Origin of the sequence: Neobacillus sp. OS1-32 (genome assembly GCF_030915425.1) — a bacterium.
GTDB lineage: Bacteria > Bacillota > Bacilli > Bacillales > Cytobacillaceae > Neobacillus > Neobacillus paridis.
This window is the reverse complement of record NZ_CP133263.1, coordinates 4,320,720-4,339,234: the sequence shown is the minus strand read 5'-3', so window position 1 is coordinate 4,339,234 and position 18,515 is coordinate 4,320,720. Positions and strand designations below refer to the sequence as shown.

General features: G+C 42.9%; 18 protein-coding genes and 1 tRNA gene. 3 read left to right on the top strand and 16 right to left on the bottom strand.

Annotated elements, in window-relative coordinates; translation table 11 throughout:
- Positions 1 to 410 precede the first annotated feature (410 nt).
- A tRNA-Ala gene (locus RCG24_RS21230) sits at positions 411 to 483 on the top strand.
- A gap of 245 nt (positions 484 to 728) precedes the next feature.
- Positions 729 to 1,298: an RBBP9/YdeN family alpha/beta hydrolase gene (locus RCG24_RS21225; protein WP_202655760.1), complete on the top strand. Its 570-nt coding sequence runs from the start codon at positions 729 to 731 to the stop codon at positions 1,296 to 1,298.
- Positions 1,299 to 1,337: 39 nt separating this feature from the next.
- Here RCG24_RS21225 and RCG24_RS21220 read toward each other — a convergent pair whose 3' ends face one another.
- The 5 genes from RCG24_RS21220 to RCG24_RS21200 form a co-directional block, all read right to left on the bottom strand.
- Entirely contained in the window at positions 1,338 to 1,703 is a 366-nt protein-coding gene (locus tag RCG24_RS21220; protein ID WP_202655759.1) for an SCP2 sterol-binding domain-containing protein, read from the bottom strand.
- Positions 1,704 to 1,832: 129 nt separating this feature from the next.
- Positions 1,833 to 2,990, bottom strand: a complete 1,158-nt coding sequence (locus RCG24_RS21215) for a cobalamin-independent methionine synthase II family protein (RefSeq protein WP_308079235.1) — start codon at positions 2,988 to 2,990, stop codon at positions 1,833 to 1,835.
- A gap of 94 nt (positions 2,991 to 3,084) precedes the next feature.
- Positions 3,085 to 3,798 (bottom strand): sulfurtransferase TusA family protein, encoded by a 714-nt coding sequence (locus RCG24_RS21210; protein ID WP_202655757.1) that lies wholly within the window; start codon positions 3,796 to 3,798, stop codon positions 3,085 to 3,087.
- A gap of 15 nt (positions 3,799 to 3,813) precedes the next feature.
- Positions 3,814 to 4,176 carry a DsrE family protein gene (locus tag RCG24_RS21205; protein WP_202655756.1) on the bottom strand — a complete coding sequence of 121 codons (363 nt, stop codon included), beginning with the start codon at positions 4,174 to 4,176 and terminating at the stop codon, positions 3,814 to 3,816.
- Between the two features lie 35 nt (positions 4,177 to 4,211).
- The gene (locus RCG24_RS21200; protein WP_235888261.1) at positions 4,212 to 4,454 is read right to left on the bottom strand and encodes a sulfurtransferase TusA family protein; all 243 of its coding nucleotides are present in this window, start codon (positions 4,452 to 4,454) and stop codon (positions 4,212 to 4,214) included.
- Positions 4,455 to 4,585: 131 nt separating this feature from the next.
- On the opposite strand from RCG24_RS21200, the gene RCG24_RS21195 reads away from it, so the two are divergent.
- Positions 4,586 to 5,470: a selenium metabolism-associated LysR family transcriptional regulator gene (locus tag RCG24_RS21195; protein ID WP_202655755.1), complete on the top strand. Its 885-nt coding sequence runs from the start codon at positions 4,586 to 4,588 to the stop codon at positions 5,468 to 5,470.
- 217 nt (positions 5,471 to 5,687) lie between these two features.
- Here the strand turns inward: RCG24_RS21195 and RCG24_RS21190 are convergent, their stop codons facing one another.
- The 11 genes from RCG24_RS21190 to RCG24_RS21140 form a co-directional block, all read right to left on the bottom strand.
- Complete coding sequence (locus RCG24_RS21190; protein WP_202655754.1) at positions 5,688 to 7,187, bottom strand: acyl-CoA synthetase; 1,500 nt, start codon at positions 7,185 to 7,187, stop codon at positions 5,688 to 5,690.
- 153 nt (positions 7,188 to 7,340) lie between these two features.
- Positions 7,341 to 8,081: a 3-oxoacyl-ACP reductase FabG gene (gene fabG / locus RCG24_RS21185; RefSeq protein ID WP_202655753.1), complete on the bottom strand. Its 741-nt coding sequence runs from the start codon at positions 8,079 to 8,081 to the stop codon at positions 7,341 to 7,343.
- 1 nt (position 8,082) lies between these two features.
- A complete protein-coding gene (locus RCG24_RS21180) occupies positions 8,083 to 8,961 on the bottom strand; it encodes an intracellular short-chain-length polyhydroxyalkanoate depolymerase (protein ID WP_308078000.1) in 879 nt (292 codons plus the stop codon).
- Positions 8,933 to 9,997, bottom strand: coding sequence for a 3-oxoacyl-ACP synthase (locus RCG24_RS21175; protein WP_202655752.1), 1,065 nt, complete (start codon positions 9,995 to 9,997; stop codon positions 8,933 to 8,935). The genes RCG24_RS21180 and RCG24_RS21175 overlap by 29 nt, the downstream gene beginning before the upstream one ends.
- Positions 9,998 to 10,008: 11 nt before the next feature.
- On the bottom strand, positions 10,009 to 10,188 hold the full coding sequence (locus tag RCG24_RS21170; RefSeq protein WP_202655751.1) for a hypothetical protein: 180 nt from the start codon (positions 10,186 to 10,188) through the stop codon (positions 10,009 to 10,011).
- Between the two features lie 11 nt (positions 10,189 to 10,199).
- A complete protein-coding gene (locus RCG24_RS21165) occupies positions 10,200 to 11,156 on the bottom strand; it encodes a branched-chain amino acid ABC transporter permease (RefSeq protein WP_374049167.1) in 957 nt (318 codons plus the stop codon).
- Positions 11,157 to 11,203: 47 nt separating this feature from the next.
- Positions 11,204 to 12,064 carry a branched-chain amino acid ABC transporter permease gene (locus RCG24_RS21160; RefSeq protein WP_308077998.1) on the bottom strand — a complete coding sequence of 287 codons (861 nt, stop codon included), beginning with the start codon at positions 12,062 to 12,064 and terminating at the stop codon, positions 11,204 to 11,206.
- A 16-nt stretch (positions 12,065 to 12,080) separates the two neighbouring features.
- Positions 12,081 to 12,788, bottom strand: a complete 708-nt coding sequence (locus tag RCG24_RS21155; protein WP_308077997.1) for an ABC transporter ATP-binding protein — start codon at positions 12,786 to 12,788, stop codon at positions 12,081 to 12,083.
- Entirely contained in the window at positions 12,781 to 13,539 is a 759-nt protein-coding gene (locus tag RCG24_RS21150) for an ABC transporter ATP-binding protein (RefSeq protein WP_202655747.1), read from the bottom strand. The genes RCG24_RS21155 and RCG24_RS21150 overlap by 8 nt, the downstream gene beginning before the upstream one ends.
- 95 nt (positions 13,540 to 13,634) lie before the next feature.
- Positions 13,635 to 14,828: a substrate-binding domain-containing protein gene (locus tag RCG24_RS21145; RefSeq protein WP_202655774.1), complete on the bottom strand. Its 1,194-nt coding sequence runs from the start codon at positions 14,826 to 14,828 to the stop codon at positions 13,635 to 13,637.
- Between the two features lie 292 nt (positions 14,829 to 15,120).
- The gene (locus tag RCG24_RS21140) at positions 15,121 to 18,360 is read right to left on the bottom strand and encodes a winged helix-turn-helix domain-containing protein (RefSeq protein ID WP_308077996.1); all 3,240 of its coding nucleotides are present in this window, start codon (positions 18,358 to 18,360) and stop codon (positions 15,121 to 15,123) included.
- Between the last annotated feature and the right edge of the window lie 155 nt (positions 18,361 to 18,515).

The following is an 18,515-nucleotide window of genomic DNA, read 5'->3' as shown; positions in this document are numbered from 1 at the left end:
AATCAAATCATTTCAGTGAAAGAGTACTATCAATGGAATAATTTTTCTTATTCAGCATTTTTTCTCAATCACTCAAAAGCGACTCTTATAATTTATCATATCTCTCTTCATGGTGTCAACAACTTTTTTCAAAGTCTATTTCGTTGTTTACATCGCTTGAAGAGGGCGAAATTTAATATAGCATGATCTAAAAATGTTTGCAATATGATTTTTAAATTTCTCGGTTCAGTTCATTATAATATTAAAATGAATCCAATTCATATATGTGTGTTACGATTTCTTCTCTCAAATAAATCTGTTTTCTTCATTTTTACTAATTTAACTTGCTAATTTAATTGGAAATTTTTTTCTTAAATTTTCTCTTGCAAGTAATATAAATTGAGGATATAATAACTCATGTACTTCATATCGGGGGCTTAGCTCAGCTGGGAGAGCGCTTGCATGGCATGCAAGAGGTCAGGGGTTCGATCCCCCTAGTCTCCATTATTTAAAACTCTTGCATAGCAAGAGTTTTTTGTTTAGTCTCCATTTTATTTTACTCCTTTATATAATTCACCCGTTTCTGCAATTCTGGCCGTATACTCTCTAAATTCCCGCCAAATTTAGCGGTATTAAAAATCATTTCCACTTTGTCTTTACCTATTGCCTTTTTCATTCTAAAAGAATATAATTCACATAAAACCTAGTTTATTAATCGGAATAATATACTTTATGAGGAGGTAGTCCTAATGCAAAACCATTTTCTTATTATTCATGGTTTAAACGGAAGTGGTCATGATCATTGGCAGACTTGGCTGGTACAAGAATTGACAGCCCGAAATTATGATGTTTCCTATCCTGTCTTTTCCAACTTTCATTCACCTAAAAAAGATAAATGGATCGGAGAACTAGCCTCCGCCCTTGACGCTATACCTAAAAATCGCCCATTAACCGTTATTACTCATAGCTTGGGATGTATTCTTTGGCTTCATTATGCAGCAAAGCTGAACAAAAGTATTGCTGATCGTGCAATTCTGGTGGCGCCGCCCTCACCAAGGGTAATCCTGGCTGAGGCAAAATCTTTTTTCCCTGTGCCTCTTGATAAAAGACCGCTGACCATTGCTGCAAATCAGACGTTATTCGTTCATTCTTCCAATGATCCCTATTGCAGCTTGGAAGATTCCCTTTTATATAAAAATATCGGGCTTCCATCGATCACTTTTCCAAATATGGGTCACATTAATACCGGGTCAGGACATGGAAAATGGCCATGGATTTTGGAGCAATGTCTGGAGGAAAAAAAGGCAATTACTGTCTAAAAAAGCTGTTGAGGTTCTTCTCAACAGCCTGTTGAACTATTATAAAAGGTTTTTAAAATTATATTTACCTAAAATATTTTCAATTTTTAATGCAACTGTTATATCTCCTTTTACTTTTACTTTACCAGTCATTAAGGCCATTGCACCGCTTAGTTTTCCCAAGAGGAATTTTTTAAAATGATCATAATTCAATTGCATTGTAACTTTTGGCTCTGCTTCCACTCCAGCCATAATCTTTAATGTATTATCCTCAAAATAATATTGATAAGTGCTGGGATCTTGATCTGTAACCTCAAATTGAACAACAGCGTTAAACCCTTGAATTGGTTCAGGATTTTCGTTAATAATTTCTGTAATTTTTTCGACCAGTTCTGATAATGAATACTCTTCAATCGCTTTTGTCACGTTAACTCCACCTCGCATTCTTATTTCAATTACTATGATACTAATACGTATTCGTATCACACAATAAAAATTTTGAATTTTCTTAAAAATAGTGCCTGACACTGATAGAAAAGTGTCAGGCACTCCATCTTAAGCAAGAACCATTGCCCGTATTTTCTTTGCCGCTGCCGCCATTACCTTTAATTTTCCTACAGCGACTTCATCACTGTTCATTGGGCGCTGGGCGAAAGTACCAAAGCCGCAGTCAGGATTTAAAAAGATTTTTTCATCAGGTAAAAACTTTCTGACCTCCTGAACGCGTTCAATAATTTCATCGACAGTTTCTACAGTCTCAGTCCGTGGGTTAACAACTCCAAAGCCGATTTCTTTGCCGCCGAAATCGCGTATCGCAGCAATTTCACCGGCTCGAGGAGTAGCGTATTCGAGGATCAACTGATCCACCTTAACCTTAGACAAGTATGGGACCAACGGATAGTAGGGGCCGCGCAGCAATACCTGCTCCTGAGTGCTCCAATTTCCGCGGCAAACATGGACGCCAATCCTCGTGCCCCGGCCAAGCTTGCCGTCGGTTACTTGATTCATTAAATCCAAAGCGAAGGCAATTTCCTCCTCGGCATCGGCTTTTGCTGTCAAAGCACCACACATAAAGGTTCGATTGGCATTTTTCTGTGTGAACACAAGTTCCGTTAAAACCGGCTCATCAAATTGCACAAATTCAACACCTGCAGCAATCAAGTCATCCAGTTCCTCCCGTAGGACTTTCACAATATCTACGGCCAAATCCTCTTTTGTTGGATAGGCATCGATTGATAAGCCTTCCACCCACATTGCCCTGGTCAATAGATAAGGCCCCGGCAAGGCGACCTTTACAGCCTTATCGGTATGTTTTTTCAAAAATAAATAGTCATCAAGGGCAAGCGGCTTTCTGCGGCTGATGGTTCCAACCGCTGCCGGATTGGACATTGAAAAAGCAGGGACATCGAGAGTGCCAAGAATTTCTTCAAAACTGGCTTTGTCCTCGACGTATTCCAACAGCTCCGATACCGACAGCATGCGAACATTATTCAAATGCTCGGCAACAAAGGAAATAAAATTATCACGGCGCTGCTCGCCATCGGAGACGATATCGATGCCCGCCTCTTCCTGCCACTTTAAAATTTGCAAAATTGCCTGATCGGCAATGACTTGAAACTCTTCTTCCGTTATTCTCCCGGCGCGCTTATCACGCATCGCCTTTTTCACTGCCGTGGACCTTGGCCAGCTGCCAATCACCGTGGTGGGGAAAATAGGTAATGTCATATTTGGTTTACCCCCAGTTAAGATACAATTAAAAACTTTATAAGCGTACCCCATATCTAAAGCTTCAAGGAATTTGACAATTTTAAAAAACAATTGAAAGCTTTATCTCAATTGGTACAGCTTGTTTAAGAGTTTGATAGACAGGAGAACGGTCCAATGTATTACGCCAAAGTTCCTCCAGAACCGCTTCCTCTTCAGGAGAGGAGATATAAAAGGTCCCGGTGAGTTGATCCATCCTTGGGCTGCCTTCCTCATCCAACTCCAGATGATACAAAACGTTTTCCAATCCGCCCTTTAAGGAAAGTTCAAGGTGATCAATTTCGATATTTCTGCGGGAGGCCTGGGCCTTAAAACCCACCGTCAGACAGGAGGCAAGGGCTGCAAGTAAATAATCAATCGCACTTGGCGCATTTACCTTCGAACTAAAATCAGCCGGCTGCCCGGCAAGGAATTGATGATTCCGTGAAAAAACCTTTGCAGAAAGGTCTTTTCCACCTTGAACGCGGACACTCCACTGATAACCTTTCGCTGCTTGTAAATCTTGAGCCAGTTCTTTTTGAGCCGAACCCTTGGCAATAAAGTAGCGGGTTGTATTGTCACCAGGCTCTGAACCGAGAAATTGATGGTTAACCATCCGACACCAGGCTGGCAGGTCCTCGGCAACGGTTCGCTCCCTGCTGCGCACCTCCAAAATTTGGCCGTCCTCAAGCGGATCCATTGCTTTTTTAATAATTAATAACAAGCCTGAACCGCAATCCAAATCACCGCCATCGCAAACTGCATGTGGATTTTGCATCTGTATCACCTTATTTTAGTAAGTAATCGAAGCGGCGCCTTGGCTTAAAAACTCAACTAATTTGGCACCGCCAACGATTTTGGCACCTTCTACAAGATTTTCCTCATCCAAGCCGCGTTTTTTATAGCATGGGCTGCAGACCCAAAGTGTTCCACCGGCTTCGACGAATTGATCCATTAATTGTTTTAGCGGGGCAAAACCCTCTTCGTGGATGTCATCGGCATAGCCTTTAGATGCCAGATAGGCGCCTTCTACATTTAAAAAAACAACCGTTTCCTGACCTGACGCGACAGCAGCATTGGCAACAACAAAAGCAACTGTTGCTTTGTCAGGATCATTTTTTGCATTGGTCACACTCACTAAAAATTTTCCAGCCATAATACATTCCTCCAAACATTTTTTTAAGGCCAGATTCAGCCTTTTTCAATATAATAATGACTTATTTTGCCAAAGTCCTGGCGGTCAAGGAGAGTATGATGCTGCAATCTGCACCATGCGGGAATGTCTTCCCTGGCGCCCGGATCATAGGAAATTACCTGAATGATTTGTCCGCTCTCCATTTTTTTCATCGTTAGGAACAAATTCATGATCAATTCCCCACAGCCTGCAGGGCCGGCATCATAGAGTAAATCTGCTTGAATGTCCTGTGCCATCATTTTCTCTCCCTTTTAAAAAATCTGTTACCATTATTTCATTATAAAAAAGTGGTACACTAAGATAAATTCAATTTATCTATTTTGTCTATCATCATTAATCGATTATATGAATATAAAAGGAGAAAATTCCGATGGATTTACACCAGCTGTTTGTTTTCACAAAAGTGGTTGAACATAAGAGCTTTTCCAAAGCGGCAGAGGATGTCTTCTTAAGTCAGTCAACGGTCAGCTCCCATATTCAAGCTTTGGAAAAAATGCTCGACGTTAAGCTGTTTGACCGAGTTGGAAGGGAAACAATTGTCACACCATATGGGGAGCGTCTCTATAAATGGGCACTTAAACTTTTGCTGCTCAAAGATCAGGCATTGCTTGATTTAAAACAGGGCATGAATGATTTTCGCGGCGTGATCCAAATTGCTGCAAGTTCTGTTCCCGGTCAATTTTTGCTGCCTAAGATGGTAAAGGCATTTCGAGAACAATACCCTAACGCCATTTTTCAAATTACCCAATCTTCTTCAAAAACGGCTGTGGAGAAAATTTTGAATGGAATCGGAGATATTGGAATTGTCGGTCATGAATATGTCAGTGATAAGCTTCATTACATTCCTTTATTAAAAGAAAAGCTTGTACTCATCACATCGAACGAAATGGAAATAAAGGATCCAGTCAGCATACGTGACATGCTTAAGTACCCCTTTATTATGAGGAATACAGACTCCGGGACAAACGCCATGATTGAGCGATTTTTAAAGAAAAATAATAGGACCAAAGAGGATTTAAATATCGTCGCTTATACCGATTCCGGGCAAAGCTTGATGCAGTTTGTCATGCAGGGGATTGGAATCGCAATTATTTCAGAAATTGCGGCAAAGGAATATGCCCATCGCAATCTGCTAAAATGTCACGAAATAAATGAATACGATGATGAGCGATATTTTTACCTTGTTTACAATGTCAACAAGACACAATCCATTTTATCAAAGTTATTTATCGAAAAAGCTGCCATTTTGGCTTAGTTTTCAGTTAGTAAATGAGGCTGAACTTTCTTAGGTTCAGCCTTTTTTGCACAGATCTTCAATTATCTTATGGTTTCAGTACCACTTTAATACAATCTTCCGTCTTTGTATCAAACACTCGATACCCGTGCTTTGCCTGCTCAAGGTGTAAGGAATTTTCGAAAAAAATCAGCTGTATCCATTCCTGCTTTTCGAAATGGTATGCAGCTGATTCCAATTATTTTACGGTATGGATTTCCTTTAATTTTTGCTTATCAATCTTCCCCACATGGGTTTTCGGAAGCTCATTGACAAAAATAATTCGCTTTGGAATTTTATAGCGTCCCAGCTTTTTACAGCAATAGTCCTGTAATTCCTCCTCTGTCAGAGAATCAGGCTGTTTTGGGGCAATAAATGCAGTGACAATTTCGCCCCATTTATCATCGGGTAAACCAAGAACAGCGACTTCGTCGACCGCCGGGTGTTCAGCCAGCCATTGTTCGATTTCAAGCGGATAGACATTCTCTCCGCCAGTAATAATCATATCCTTTTTTCGACCAACAATGTAATAGAAGCCTTCTTCGTCCTTTTTCGCTAAATCCCCGGTATAAATCCAGCCGTCTTTGATTGTTTCTGCTGTCGTTTGGTCCTGATTCCAATAAAACGAAAAACCATGTTTTCCTTTTATTAAAAGCTCCCCAACCTCATGCGGTGCGGTCTCACTGCCATCCGGCTTGACTAATTTAATTGAATTAAACAACATCGGTTTGCCGACAGAACCGCGTTTCACTAATGCATCTTCCGGACTAATATAAAAATTATTTGGTCCCGCCTCGGTAAGACCATATCCCTCTTTAAAGGCCAGGCCTTTTTTTCGAAAAGCATCGTAAATTTGATAAGGGCAAGGCGCTGCTCCCGATAAAAAGATTTTCATATGCGGGAAGGTACTTCTTTGAAATTCTTCCGTTTGAATCAGCATATGATACATCGTTGGCACAAGGAGGATATTGGTGCAACGGTAGCGATTCAGCGATTGCACTGCTTTTTTTCCACTAAAGGACTCGCCAATCACCACCGTTCCGCCCACCATCAAAATCGGAATACATAAAGCATTTAGGCCCCCGGTATGAAACATTGGCATATAGTTTAACGTTATATCATCCTCCGCCAAACTCCAGCTTACGATTGTGTTCAAAGCATTCCAGAATACCGCTTGATGGCTTAAAACCACACCCTTAGGTTTCCCGGTTGTTCCACCGGTATAAATCATCAATAGTGGGTCGACTTCAGAAATACTTTCTAGAAATTTTTCTTTACCTGAAAAATATACCATTTCCTCAAAATCTGTAGCTTCGATAAAGAAGACGTCCAACTCAATATCAATCAGATCTGCAAATTTATCTTTGAACTGGCGGTGAATACCAATTAAACCAGGGGTGCAATCCGCCAAAATTTCCTTTATTTCATGAACAGATAAGCGCCAATTCAACGGCACCAGAATGGCACCTATTTTTCCGCAGGCAAACAGCAAATCAAAATAACAGATATGGTTTGGAGATAAGAGGGCTACTCGATCCCCTTTCTTAACGCCGCGCTGGCAAAGCCAGCCAGCAATTGATTTTGCCCGATTATTTAAGTCCTTAAATGTCCATGTCATGTTTGTGCTTTCGTCTATAATCGCATCCTTATGAGGGGATAATCTAGCCCGATGTTCCAGCCAATCCAATTCCCAATTCACCGATAACCGCTCCTTCACTACTAGATGGACCTATTTTACTTAGTTTTAGTTACAGCGCAGTTACAGTTGAGCTAGGCCAGCAAGCAGAACAAAAAAACGACCCCGTGAGGTCGTTCGCACAAATTAAATGGAATTAAATGGAATTAAATGGATTTACATCATGATGCCGCCATCCACGTGGAGCACCGTTCCATTCACATAGTTTGCTTCATCGGAAGCAAGGAAGAGATAAGCGTTGGCAATATCCTCCGGCTTTCCCAAGCGTGCCAGAGGCACCATTTGCAGCATTTGCGCCATCACTTTTTCCGGCACCTTTGCGGTCATCCCAGTTTCAATAAATCCCGGAGCAACGGCATTGACATTAATCCCTTTTCGTCCCAGCTCCTTCGCCCAGGTTTTCGTCATCCCGACGACACCGGCTTTCGTTGCCGCATAATTCGTTTGCCCGACATTTCCATAGACCCCGGAGACTGATGATGTATTGATAATTCTGCCGCGGCCATTTGCTAGCATTGCCGGCAGTACAGCCTGGGTACAGTGGAACACACCTGTTAAATTGACATCCAGCACTTTTTGAAAATCGGCTGTTGACAGCTTCGCCAGCATTGCATCTCTGGTAATACCAGCATTATTGACAAGAATATCGATTTTCCCATAGGCCGAAAGAACGTTGGTAACCATTTCATCGACACTTTCACGGTCGGCAACATTTACCTGAAAAAAGCTGACATCATAGCCCTTTTCTTGGAGCCCGCGAGCTAGTTCTTCACCCTGCTCGACATTAAAATCTGCCATTGCCACCTTCGCGCCTTCACGGGCAAATATTTCCGCAGCAGCGAAACCAATTCCACCGGCTGCTCCTGTGATAATCGCCACTTTATCTTGTAATCTCATTTTACCTTTCCTCCAAAAATTGATCCATTGCATTCAGTAATTGCGGCAGATCATCCACTAGCGGTGAATGGCCGCAATTTTTTAGCTCTACATATGTGGCTTTTTCTCCTAAATCCTCCAGCAGTTCCTTTGTCATTTCTTTTATAACCACCATATCGCGGTCCCCTTGCAAAACAAGGACTGGGACGTTAATTAAATCCACTTTGCCGTTCCCATCAACAAGCCCGTTATGATGATGGCTGATATTAAAGGTATTATTGGCATGATGCACTTCAGCCAGATTCCTTTGTGTCCGCATATCTTGAACATATTCATCATACCGTTCCGGGGCGGGTTGATTATGGGTGTAGATAACGGAATTCCAAATCAATTTTAAAAGGTGCGTGTCATTGGTGTCATAGGCAGTTTGTACCGGAATGGTGCGGATCAAGTCTTGTTTAATTTCAGCATGCGAGGTAAAGCGCCGCGGTTCATCGGTTTCATTTATTTTCCCATCAAACGGATAGCCGCGGGTCGATTCCGATGCCAGCAAAATCAGCTTATTGCAGTACCCCGGATAATCTGCGGCAAACTGCATCGCAACTGCTCCGCCCGTTGACCAGCCGACGGCAGCGAAATCCTTCAGGCCAATTTCGTCGACGAACAGCTTCACATCATCGGAAAAATCCTTGATCAACATGATTAACTTATGATAGCTGGAGCCGCCAAAGCCCCGCAGGTCAACAGCATAAAGTTTATATTTTGCATCCATATTTTCCAGTACCAAGTCCCAATGCTTCGATGAAGTCATATTTCCATGGATGAGTAAAACCTTTATATCGCCGCCTTCCCTCTCACGGTAAGTCAAAGTTTCACCATTCGGCAAAAGCACTTTTTTCATGGACACATTCACCATTTCCATCACCCTTCCCCCATTTAATCGTTGTCGCTCCCCAAGCGTAACCAATACCGGCACTGACCAACACGACGACATCTCCATCCTTGATTTTTCCTTGCTCCAATGCCAGCTCCAATGACAAAATCTGATCAATTTGTCCGATATGTCCATAGTCTTCCAGATAAATCGATTGCTCTTCGGACAATCCTAGTTCTTTTAATACATATTCATGGGCCGATTTTTTCATGTGAAGAATAGCTAAATAGGACAGGTCTGCTTCGCTATAGCCGCTTTTCCTTAGTGATTCGCGAATCACCTTTAAAAAATTACCCATCGACTTTTGCTCCAAGCGCTGTTTCATCCCTTCAGGATCAAGCACATCCAGCTTGTTCAGGCGTCGATCAAGCGCCTCTTTTGTGATTGGATTTTTGGTACCGCCAGCAACGACGACAACATCCTCGGAAAAAGAACCGTCCGTGATGATCTCTGTTTCCAATAATAGATTTTTATCAACATCCTTTTGCAAAAGAATGGCCCCGCCCCCGGCACCAAGATTAAACATGAACCGGGATCTAGGATTTTCGTAATCAAGGAAATCAACGTTGCGGTAACCGCCGGCAAGCAGGACCGTGCGGATAGATGGATCGGCCAGCATCATACTTTTGGCGACTTTCAGAGCCATAACAGTTGTCCCGCACCTTAAAGCAACGTCAAAGGCCCAGGCATTCAGCGCGCCTACCTCTTCCTGTAGTTTAATCCCGGCTGTCCAAACCGGATACTCCTTATGTTCTTCGCCAATATAAATGACGAGATCAATCTCCAACGGGTCGATTCCAGCCTTGGCAATGGCCTTTTTTGCTGCGATAATCCCCATCTGACATGTATGATCTTGGGCACCAGGGAGATACTTTTTCCTAATTCCCATTTTTTCTTCGACAACAGCAACAGGGAGTCCTGCCAGTTCAGCAATCTTTTTTCCTGTTAAAAATTCCTCAGGAAGATAGATCCCCGTGCTTACAATTCCAATATGCAACACCATCACCTGCTCTTCTAAACATCCTCGATCATCTTCGCGATATAGTTCATCGCTTCGCCCAACGACTCAAATAAGGTCTCCCGTTCCTCCTGTACATGCGTAACCTTAATGCGCCATTGTCTTCTGCCTGTTTCCTTCTCTACCGCTGCCAGTTGAAACCGAACAACAAAGGACACGATTTGATTGCTATCCATTAGCTCCACATTCATCCCGCCATTTTTTCTTCTTTTTTCACTGCATGCTGCTTTTTCTTTTTCCAGGAAAGGGAGCTTAATGTTCCAACAATGCCTTTCGGAAAAAACATCACAACCAAGATGTAGATAATCCCAAAAAAGATAATCCAGCGTTCAAAAATGGCATGCTCCCTCGCCAGGGCTGTCAGCCAATCGTGGGCAAATTCAATGATTCCCGCTCCGATGATGGCACCGACTAATGTCCCGACACCGCCAATAATTGTCATCAATAAAGCATCAAGAGTGATGTCCATGGTAAATACACTTGTATTCACAAACCTTAAGGAGACGGCGTACAAGACCCCCGCAATCCCTGCGAGCACGCCGGAAACGACACTGGCCGTTATTTTATAATGCAGGACATGATAACCTAATGATTCGGTCCGCTGTTCATTTTCCCTAATCGCCTGCATGACCCGGCCGAGCGGTGAATTGGTAAACCGCTTGAGAAGCAAAAAGACAGCAACCATCAAAAACAGACAAAGCCAGTAAAAATGGGTCCGGTCAATGAATTGCTCCGGAACTCGAAAGGTAAAACCATCATTTCCATAGGTCATGGACCTCCATTTTTCTGCTAATACAAGGAAAAGCCCTGATAACAACAAAGTTAACATCGCATAGAAATGGCTTTTTAACCTTAGTGTCAGCAAGCCGACTACAAAGCTGACAATTGCGGTGAGGGCAATCGTCATCAACACTGCCAAAAGGAAATACCCAAGCGTTGGTTCGAACCGCTTCATAAAGATGCCAATCGAATAAGCGCCGATCCCGAAAAACATCGCGTGTCCAAAGGATACGATACCGGTAAAACCAAGCAGCAAGTCATAACTCATCGCAAAAATCGAGAAGACAAAAATCTGGGTTAATAAAATAAATAGGTTTCTTGATTCATAGACAAATGGCAAAAGGACCAGAAAAGCTGCCACAATTAAGAATGACGGCTGTCATCTTATTCCCCTCAATCAATCGCATATGCTCACCCCTTTGCTCCAAATAAACCCTGCGGTCGAATAATCAGGACAATCGCCATCAAGAGCATGTTTACTGCTAGAGACAAGTCAAGGACATAATACGCCATAAACGAACCGGAAAGTCCTACTAATATGGCGGCCAGCACCGATCCTTTAAAATTTCCCATGCCCCCAATTACTACAACAATGAATGCCAAAATTGCAAATTCCATTCCCATACCGGCATGGATCACACCAGAATAAGGTCCTAAAAGAACACCGCCGAGCGCCGCCATTCCGGCACCCATCATAAACACAAACATAAACACCTTCTGGATATTAATTCCAAGCGATTGAACCATTTCTTTATCCATCACACCCGCCCGGACAACAAGGCCGATTTTGGTTCTTTTAAGAACAAATTGTACCGCAGCAAAAATGAACAGCCCGACTAAAATGATAAAGGCACGGTACTTGATAATAATGATGCTGCCAAGCTCCCAGCTCCCCTTCAAATAATCAGGAGGCGACGCCATGATTTGATTCGGGCCCCAAATCACCTTCAGCATTTCTGATAAGACAAGCATCAGGCCAAGGGTGATTAAAATCTGCTGAACATGATTGCCATATACCGGTTTGATAATCCACCTTTCGGTTATGATTCCCAGTATAAAGCCCGTCAGGATGGCGCCGATAATCCCGGCCAGAAAACTGCCGGTTTGTGAATAGATCCAAAGACCGCTGTAGGCACCCCAGGCAAACAAACCGCCATGTGCAAAGTTCAGGACATCCATCAAGCCGAAAATCAAGGTAAGACCGGCGGCCAGCAAAAAGATCAGCATCCCCGTTGCCAGTCCATTTATGGTTAAGTTGATAATCAAATCCACCCAGCTGTCCTCCTTCCTAGGCAATCCCCAGATATTTCCGTTTCATTTCTTCATCCTCTTTTAACTGCTTCATCGATCCATGACTGACGGTCCGACCGTCGTCAATAATGTAGAAGCAATCACCGATGTAGCTTGCCATCATGAAATTTTGTTCCACCAATACAATCGTGGTCTGATCCTTCATTTGGATAATTGACTCCATCACTTTTTCAACAACAATCGGGGCCAAGCCTTTACTTGGTTCATCAATTAACAGCAATTCATTTTCATTTACATATGCCCTGGCAATCGCAAGCATTTGTTTTTGCCCGCCGCTAAGCAGCCCTCCAGGCTTTTTCCAAAACTTCTTCAGGTCGGGAAATAAATTAACAATCCATTCCATCCGTTTCGCCGTTTCCTCATTTTCCGTTTGGATGGCCACCCTCATATTTTCCTCCACCGTTAACCCGGCAAAAATTCCTTGATCCTCAGGAACATAGCCAATGCCTCTCTTGGCAATCGTATAGGTTGGCAAGGTCTGAATCGCTTCCCCTTTAAAGGAAATCGTTCCTTTTGTGGCCTGATTAAGTCCCATAATCGTTCTTAGTGTTGTCGTTTTGCCGGCGCCATTTCTCCCCAAGAGGACGGTCACTTCTCCTTTTTTGACCTCAAATGAGACACCCTGGAGAATATGGTATTGCCCAATATGAGTTTCTACCTGATCAAGTGTTAACAGCTTATTCATCAAATTGCCCCCCTAAATAAGCCGACTGTACGGTCTCGTTTTTCATAATTTCTTCAGGGGTTCCATCTGCCAAAAGCCTTCCATTAAATAACACCATGACGGAATCTGATAAATCCAAAATCATATCCATTTTGTGCTCAATCAGGATAATCGTCCGGTTCCCCTGTTCCTTAATTTTTTTAATGACTTCTAATATCGCCGGAACTTCCTCCAATGACATTCCCGCCGTCGGTTCATCCAGTAAAAGGACTTCCGTTTCCAGCGCCAGCAGCATGGCGATTTCCAGTTTGCGCTTTTCCCCATGAGCCAGGTTGCTGGCCAATGAATCTTTTTTATCGTCTAACAGCACCAGTTTGAGCCACTCTAAAGCCTTTTCTTCAAATTGGCGATACTTTTTATAATGCAGCAGCATCTGATAGCGAATTCCCGCCTGCGATTGGACCGCTAATCTGACATTTTCCAGCACCGTTAAATTGGGAAACACATTGGTAATTTGAAAGGAGCGGCCAATCCCCGCCCTTGTGCGGTTCGTCGATGTCAATTTGGTGATATCCCGGCCGCGAAAATAGATGTGCCCTTTTGTTGGCATTAATTGACCGCTAAGAAGATTAAAAAACGTTGTTTTTCCGGCTCCATTCGGTCCGATAATCGATTTAAAATGCTTCTCCGGTACAGAGACACTGACGGAATCAACCGCCGTATGACCGCCAAAAGTAATCGATAAGTCCTTTGTTTCGATAAGGGTAGACATGATTTCACCACCTGTTGTTTTTTCGTTAGAAATTAGGAAGAGGGGGGACCTCGCTACAGTTGGTCTCACCCCCGTCATTTCCCCTTGAATCATTCTTATTTATTGCGAATTGGCGGTGCCGTTTCTTCAGGTGACAATTCCCTAATTAGTACCGGTACGGGATAGGAAACACCGTCTTTTTTCTCCAGCTTAATCGCATACATTGCTTGCAGCGCTTGGTGATCTTCCGGACGGTAGGTCATCGTCCCCTTCGGTGTCTCAAAACTCATGCCTTCCATCGTTTTGATTAATGTATCCGCATCTGTATCACCATTTGATTTCTTCACTGCTTCCACAATGGAAATGGCCGCACTCATTCCGCCTGGAGTAAACAAATCAGGTACTTCGCCGTTGAAACGCTTCTTATGTTCTTCAACCAGCCAATCATTTATTTTATTTTTTGGCAGATCATGATAATACACAGTGAAGCCTTCCATGCCGACCAACGGCTCCATCGTCGATAATGCCGCAATATCAGGAGCACCGGTGGAAATTTTGATTCCTTTTTCCTGCAGCTTCATATCGGCAATTTGCTTCCATGGGGAGTTGGCACCCGCCCACACAACAAAAAGATAGTCAGGTTTGGCATCGATGATTTTTTGAATATTCGAGGTAAAGTCTGTTGCCGCCGGGTCGGCATATTCTTCTTTGACAATTTTTGCCCCAAGCTTGACCGCAGCTTCTTTAAAAGCAGCGACACCATCACGGCCAAAGGAGTAATCCGGTGCCAATGTGGCAATTTTTACGCCTTTTTTGGCAATGGCTGCAGCCCCGGCAACCGCATCCTGAGATGAGTTTCGTGCGGAGTGAAAAATATACTTATTAAACTCTGAACCTGTAATACTATCAGCAGCGGCTGGTTCCACGACCATGATCTTTTGATACTCCTCCGCCAACGGCAGCACAGCTAATGTATCGGCAGAACTGGATGATCCAACAAGAAAATCGACCTTATCTTCCTCTAATAACTTCGTTGCTTTTTGTACGGCTACTTCCGGTTTTGTTTCCGTATCTTCGACGATGAATTCAATTTTTCGGCCGGCCACTTCCATTTTTCCTTCGGTTGCATATTCAAGTCCAAGCTCGAAGCCTCTTAATGTTTGTTTTCCGTAAGATTCCAAAGCTCCTGTTTTAGAAGCAAGGACACCAATCTTAATCGGTTCTTTATTCGCCGTTTTCTTTCCATTGTCTTTCGAATCTGATGAAGATTTATCAGAGCTGCAGGCACTGGCAAACATCATTACCACCATCAGTAAACCTACTAATACCCATTTTCCACGAAACCTTTTCACACATTTTCCCCCTTTGAATTTTTCAATAAAGTGAAACTTCCATCAGTGGGGGTTTTCTTCATCCCCCACTGATGGTTAGTTGAACCAATCGGACCTTTACGGGCAGTTGATCCCCCACCTAAATTCCTTGTAGACTTGGACTCCCCGAGGTGGGGGTCTTACTGCCCGTTAAGGCGGGATAAAACTGGTATAGCGTTTGTTTTATGATAGAAAACAAGAGTTACAGGAGAGTTACAAAAAAACAGCCTGGTTAGGGCTGTTCAAATGAATCGATAAAGTTTTCTGCTTCGATGATCATCTTGTACATATGCTGGGTCGGCTCTAGCGGGATAACACCCAATTCCTCCTGTAACACCCGTACACATTTCTGATACCACTTCATTGCCTGCGGACGGTTGTTTTTCCGATAATAGCAATACATCAACAGGCGGTAGGCCTCTTCCCATGTACGGTCGCGGTCAAGAATTTTTTCACACCAAGCAATCGCGGCATCATAGTTTTCGCGGCGGACCATTACCTGCGCCATCTTCTCGGCACCACGTAAAAAATAAACGAGCAGATTCTCTCTTTTGCTGATGCACCAGTCCTCATAACGTCGTTCAGGCAGATAATCGCCATGGTAAATGTTTAATCCCCGCTTAAGGAAATCAATCACCTTTACGCTATCAGTTGCGTTTAAGCCTTCTTCAATCAGTTTTTGAAATTGAGTCGTATCCACTTCAATTACTGCATGGGGATTGAGCCCGTAAAACATCCCCTCACGGATAATGAAAAAGGATGCGGCTCTCGCCTTCCGCTGCGGTTCAAGGACATGCAATAGACTGTTTAATGCCACCTTGAAATCACGGTCGGCATTTTTTTTATCTTGATTTGGCCAAAGAATTTGGATAATCTCGTCCTTGGCAATCGGCTCGTTCAAGGTGATGAATAACTGGAACAATTCCTTCGCTTTTTCTCTTTGCCAGTCTTTTTCAGCAATCTCTTTCTCACCCAGCCAAAGCCGGAATTGGCCCAACGTTTGCACGCGAAGCGAGTAGCCTGGATGCGAGTCAAGAGTGCTGACCCCCAGATTCTCCAATGTTTTTCTGACAAATGGTGTTTGAATTTCCACTTTCAAACAGGTAATAAGTAAAGGCACGATAACTTGTAAATCGCGCGGGCTAAAAATCGCTTGATGGTAAAAGAAGAATTCATATTCATGATTTTGCACTAGTGTTAAAAATTCATCGATCGTTTGCTTAAAAAGCTCCTCCTTTTTTTCAAGAAAGAATAGATAGGACAACCAAAATTTACTCAGCATCTGTCCATAGGAATCCTCACAATGCTGGAAAAGGGAATCGGTTTTTTTCAAAAAATGATGGGCTTTTGTTAATCGTTCATTATAAATGCAGGTGATCCCCATTCCCAAGGTAATTAACGCAGAAAGCCAAACATCGTTCACCTTCTCTGTTTCCAGCAATGCCTTATTTCCAACATCCAAGGCGCGTTCCAACTCTCCCCTGATCCCGTATAAACGACAAAGGCCCATTAAAGGCTCTGCCTTTCCTCTATCCACATGCAGCTGGTCCATAATTTCCAATGCGGTCTGATAGCAGTTTTCGGCCAACCGGGAGTCATATTTATTTAAAATTTGCACGGCATGACCCAGCCGCATCCAGCCACAGGCTTCAACAAACGGAGCTTTCTGCGTGATCCCTTGTTGAATCCCTTTCTCTGCAAGCTCTTTTGCTCTCAACCCATTTCCGGTAAAAGCTTCGATCAAAGATAGCAAAACATCTGTTTCCCGGTGAGCTTGCGGCAGTGATGTGAAATTTGTCGCGTTAAACTGCTCCTTTTTCCGGTAAAGCAGTCTCTTTGCTTCCTCAAACCGGCCGGTTCGTAAATACAGTCTTGCTTCCAAATTTCCATCAAGATCGATCGCCTTCGTTTTTTGAATCCATTTTTCTGCTTCCGAAGCTTTCCCGGCATTTAATAAATTTTCCGATAACAATTGATAGAGTCTGCCTTTTTCTTCATCAGAAGCTCTGCTTTTTTCCCGATGGGTGATCGCCTCGTATAAAATCCGTTCCGCCTGATGCGGTTGAATCGTATCGAGATAAATTTTTGCCTTTCCTTCTAATGCCATACTCATTCCGAGATGATCCTGCTTTTTCTCGGCACCGCAAAAAGACCGATGATAGCAATTCTCTGCTTGTTGATATTGGGAACGGTAGCGATGGATTTCCGCCTTCAAGTACCAAAGTGGGTAGTATATATCCATATTCGCCTCAGGAATCATCGTTAGTTGATCAGAAAGGCTTTCCAATTTCCCTCCTTCCAGCATTTTCAAGCCTTGTTCTTGTAAGATCGCGGCAATCGCTTGATTGTGTTCAATCTTTTTATAATGATGGAGCGCTTCCTCCCATAGTTGTCTTTTCTCAAAGTAGCGGGCACATCGTTCATGAAGCAGATAATAGTTTTCCGGTTGATTATTTTTCAATAGGTTTTCGAGAAACTCTTTAAATAGAGCATGAAAACGATAATGCGTTCCGCCTACTTTTTGAATAAATAAATTTCTATCTTTCAACTGTTCCAACATTTTAGCGGCTCCGTGAAGGCCGATTACTTCTTCACACATGGCTTCTTCTATTTCTTCAAAGATCGAGGCCTGTTCGAGGAACTGCTGAACAATGGGAGGCTGTTTTGAAAACACTTCCATGACAAGATACTGAAAAAAGTCTTGCAGGGACTGTGAGGAATGTTCAAAAATATCGGCAATGTCCTTTTTTAATGGGATTTGCTGGGCAATCATACAAATGGCGATAACCCAACCCTCGGTCAGCTGATAAATCGTTTGTACATGGCTGGATTCCACTGTTAACCCATAAAGATCGGTCATTAGCAGTTCCATTTCGTCCATTGTCAGGATTAAGTCTTCTCTGGTAATCTCTAGAAACTGTCCGCAAACTTTCATTTTCGTTAAATACTTCCATACCGGACGACTTCTGCTGGAAATAACCAAATGTAAATTTGGTGGGATATGTTCCAGCAGTTTTTCCATCCAGCTGTTGATGGTATAGGAATGTTCAATTTGATGAAAATCATCCAAAATTAATGTCACATCCGCATCCAGCTCATTGATTTCATTAATAAACAAGGAGCATAATAAACCAATTTCTTCCTCGCGAATATAGTGATCGATGGTTTCAATATACGCAGATAATTCCTTACCAAACTCAGGAGCAACGCTGCGTACCGAGTGAATAATATGCCAAAGAAACGGAAGGACATCATCATCCATGGATGAAATGGAGTACCAGCAGCCGGGTAATTTTTCATCCGTAATAAATAATGCCAGCGCCGTGCTCTTACCAAAACCGGCACCAGAATGGATGATTGTTAAAGGATATTCAGCTATCTTCTTCATTTTTTGTGTCAGCCTTGCCCGTCTAATAAAATTTTCTTTAACAGCCGGAACCCGCAGCTTTGTTTGAATGATTGGAAGCTTCATAGATTTGTCCATCTCCCAATATTTCCAATTTTTACACTATTTTATCATATTACAGCTGAGTCGTGTACGAGCAACAATAAGAAAAAGAGCTTAAGAGCTGCTTTTGCAACCTATTTATTCAGCGGGGCGTATTTTAAACGAAGAAACTGCCCGTC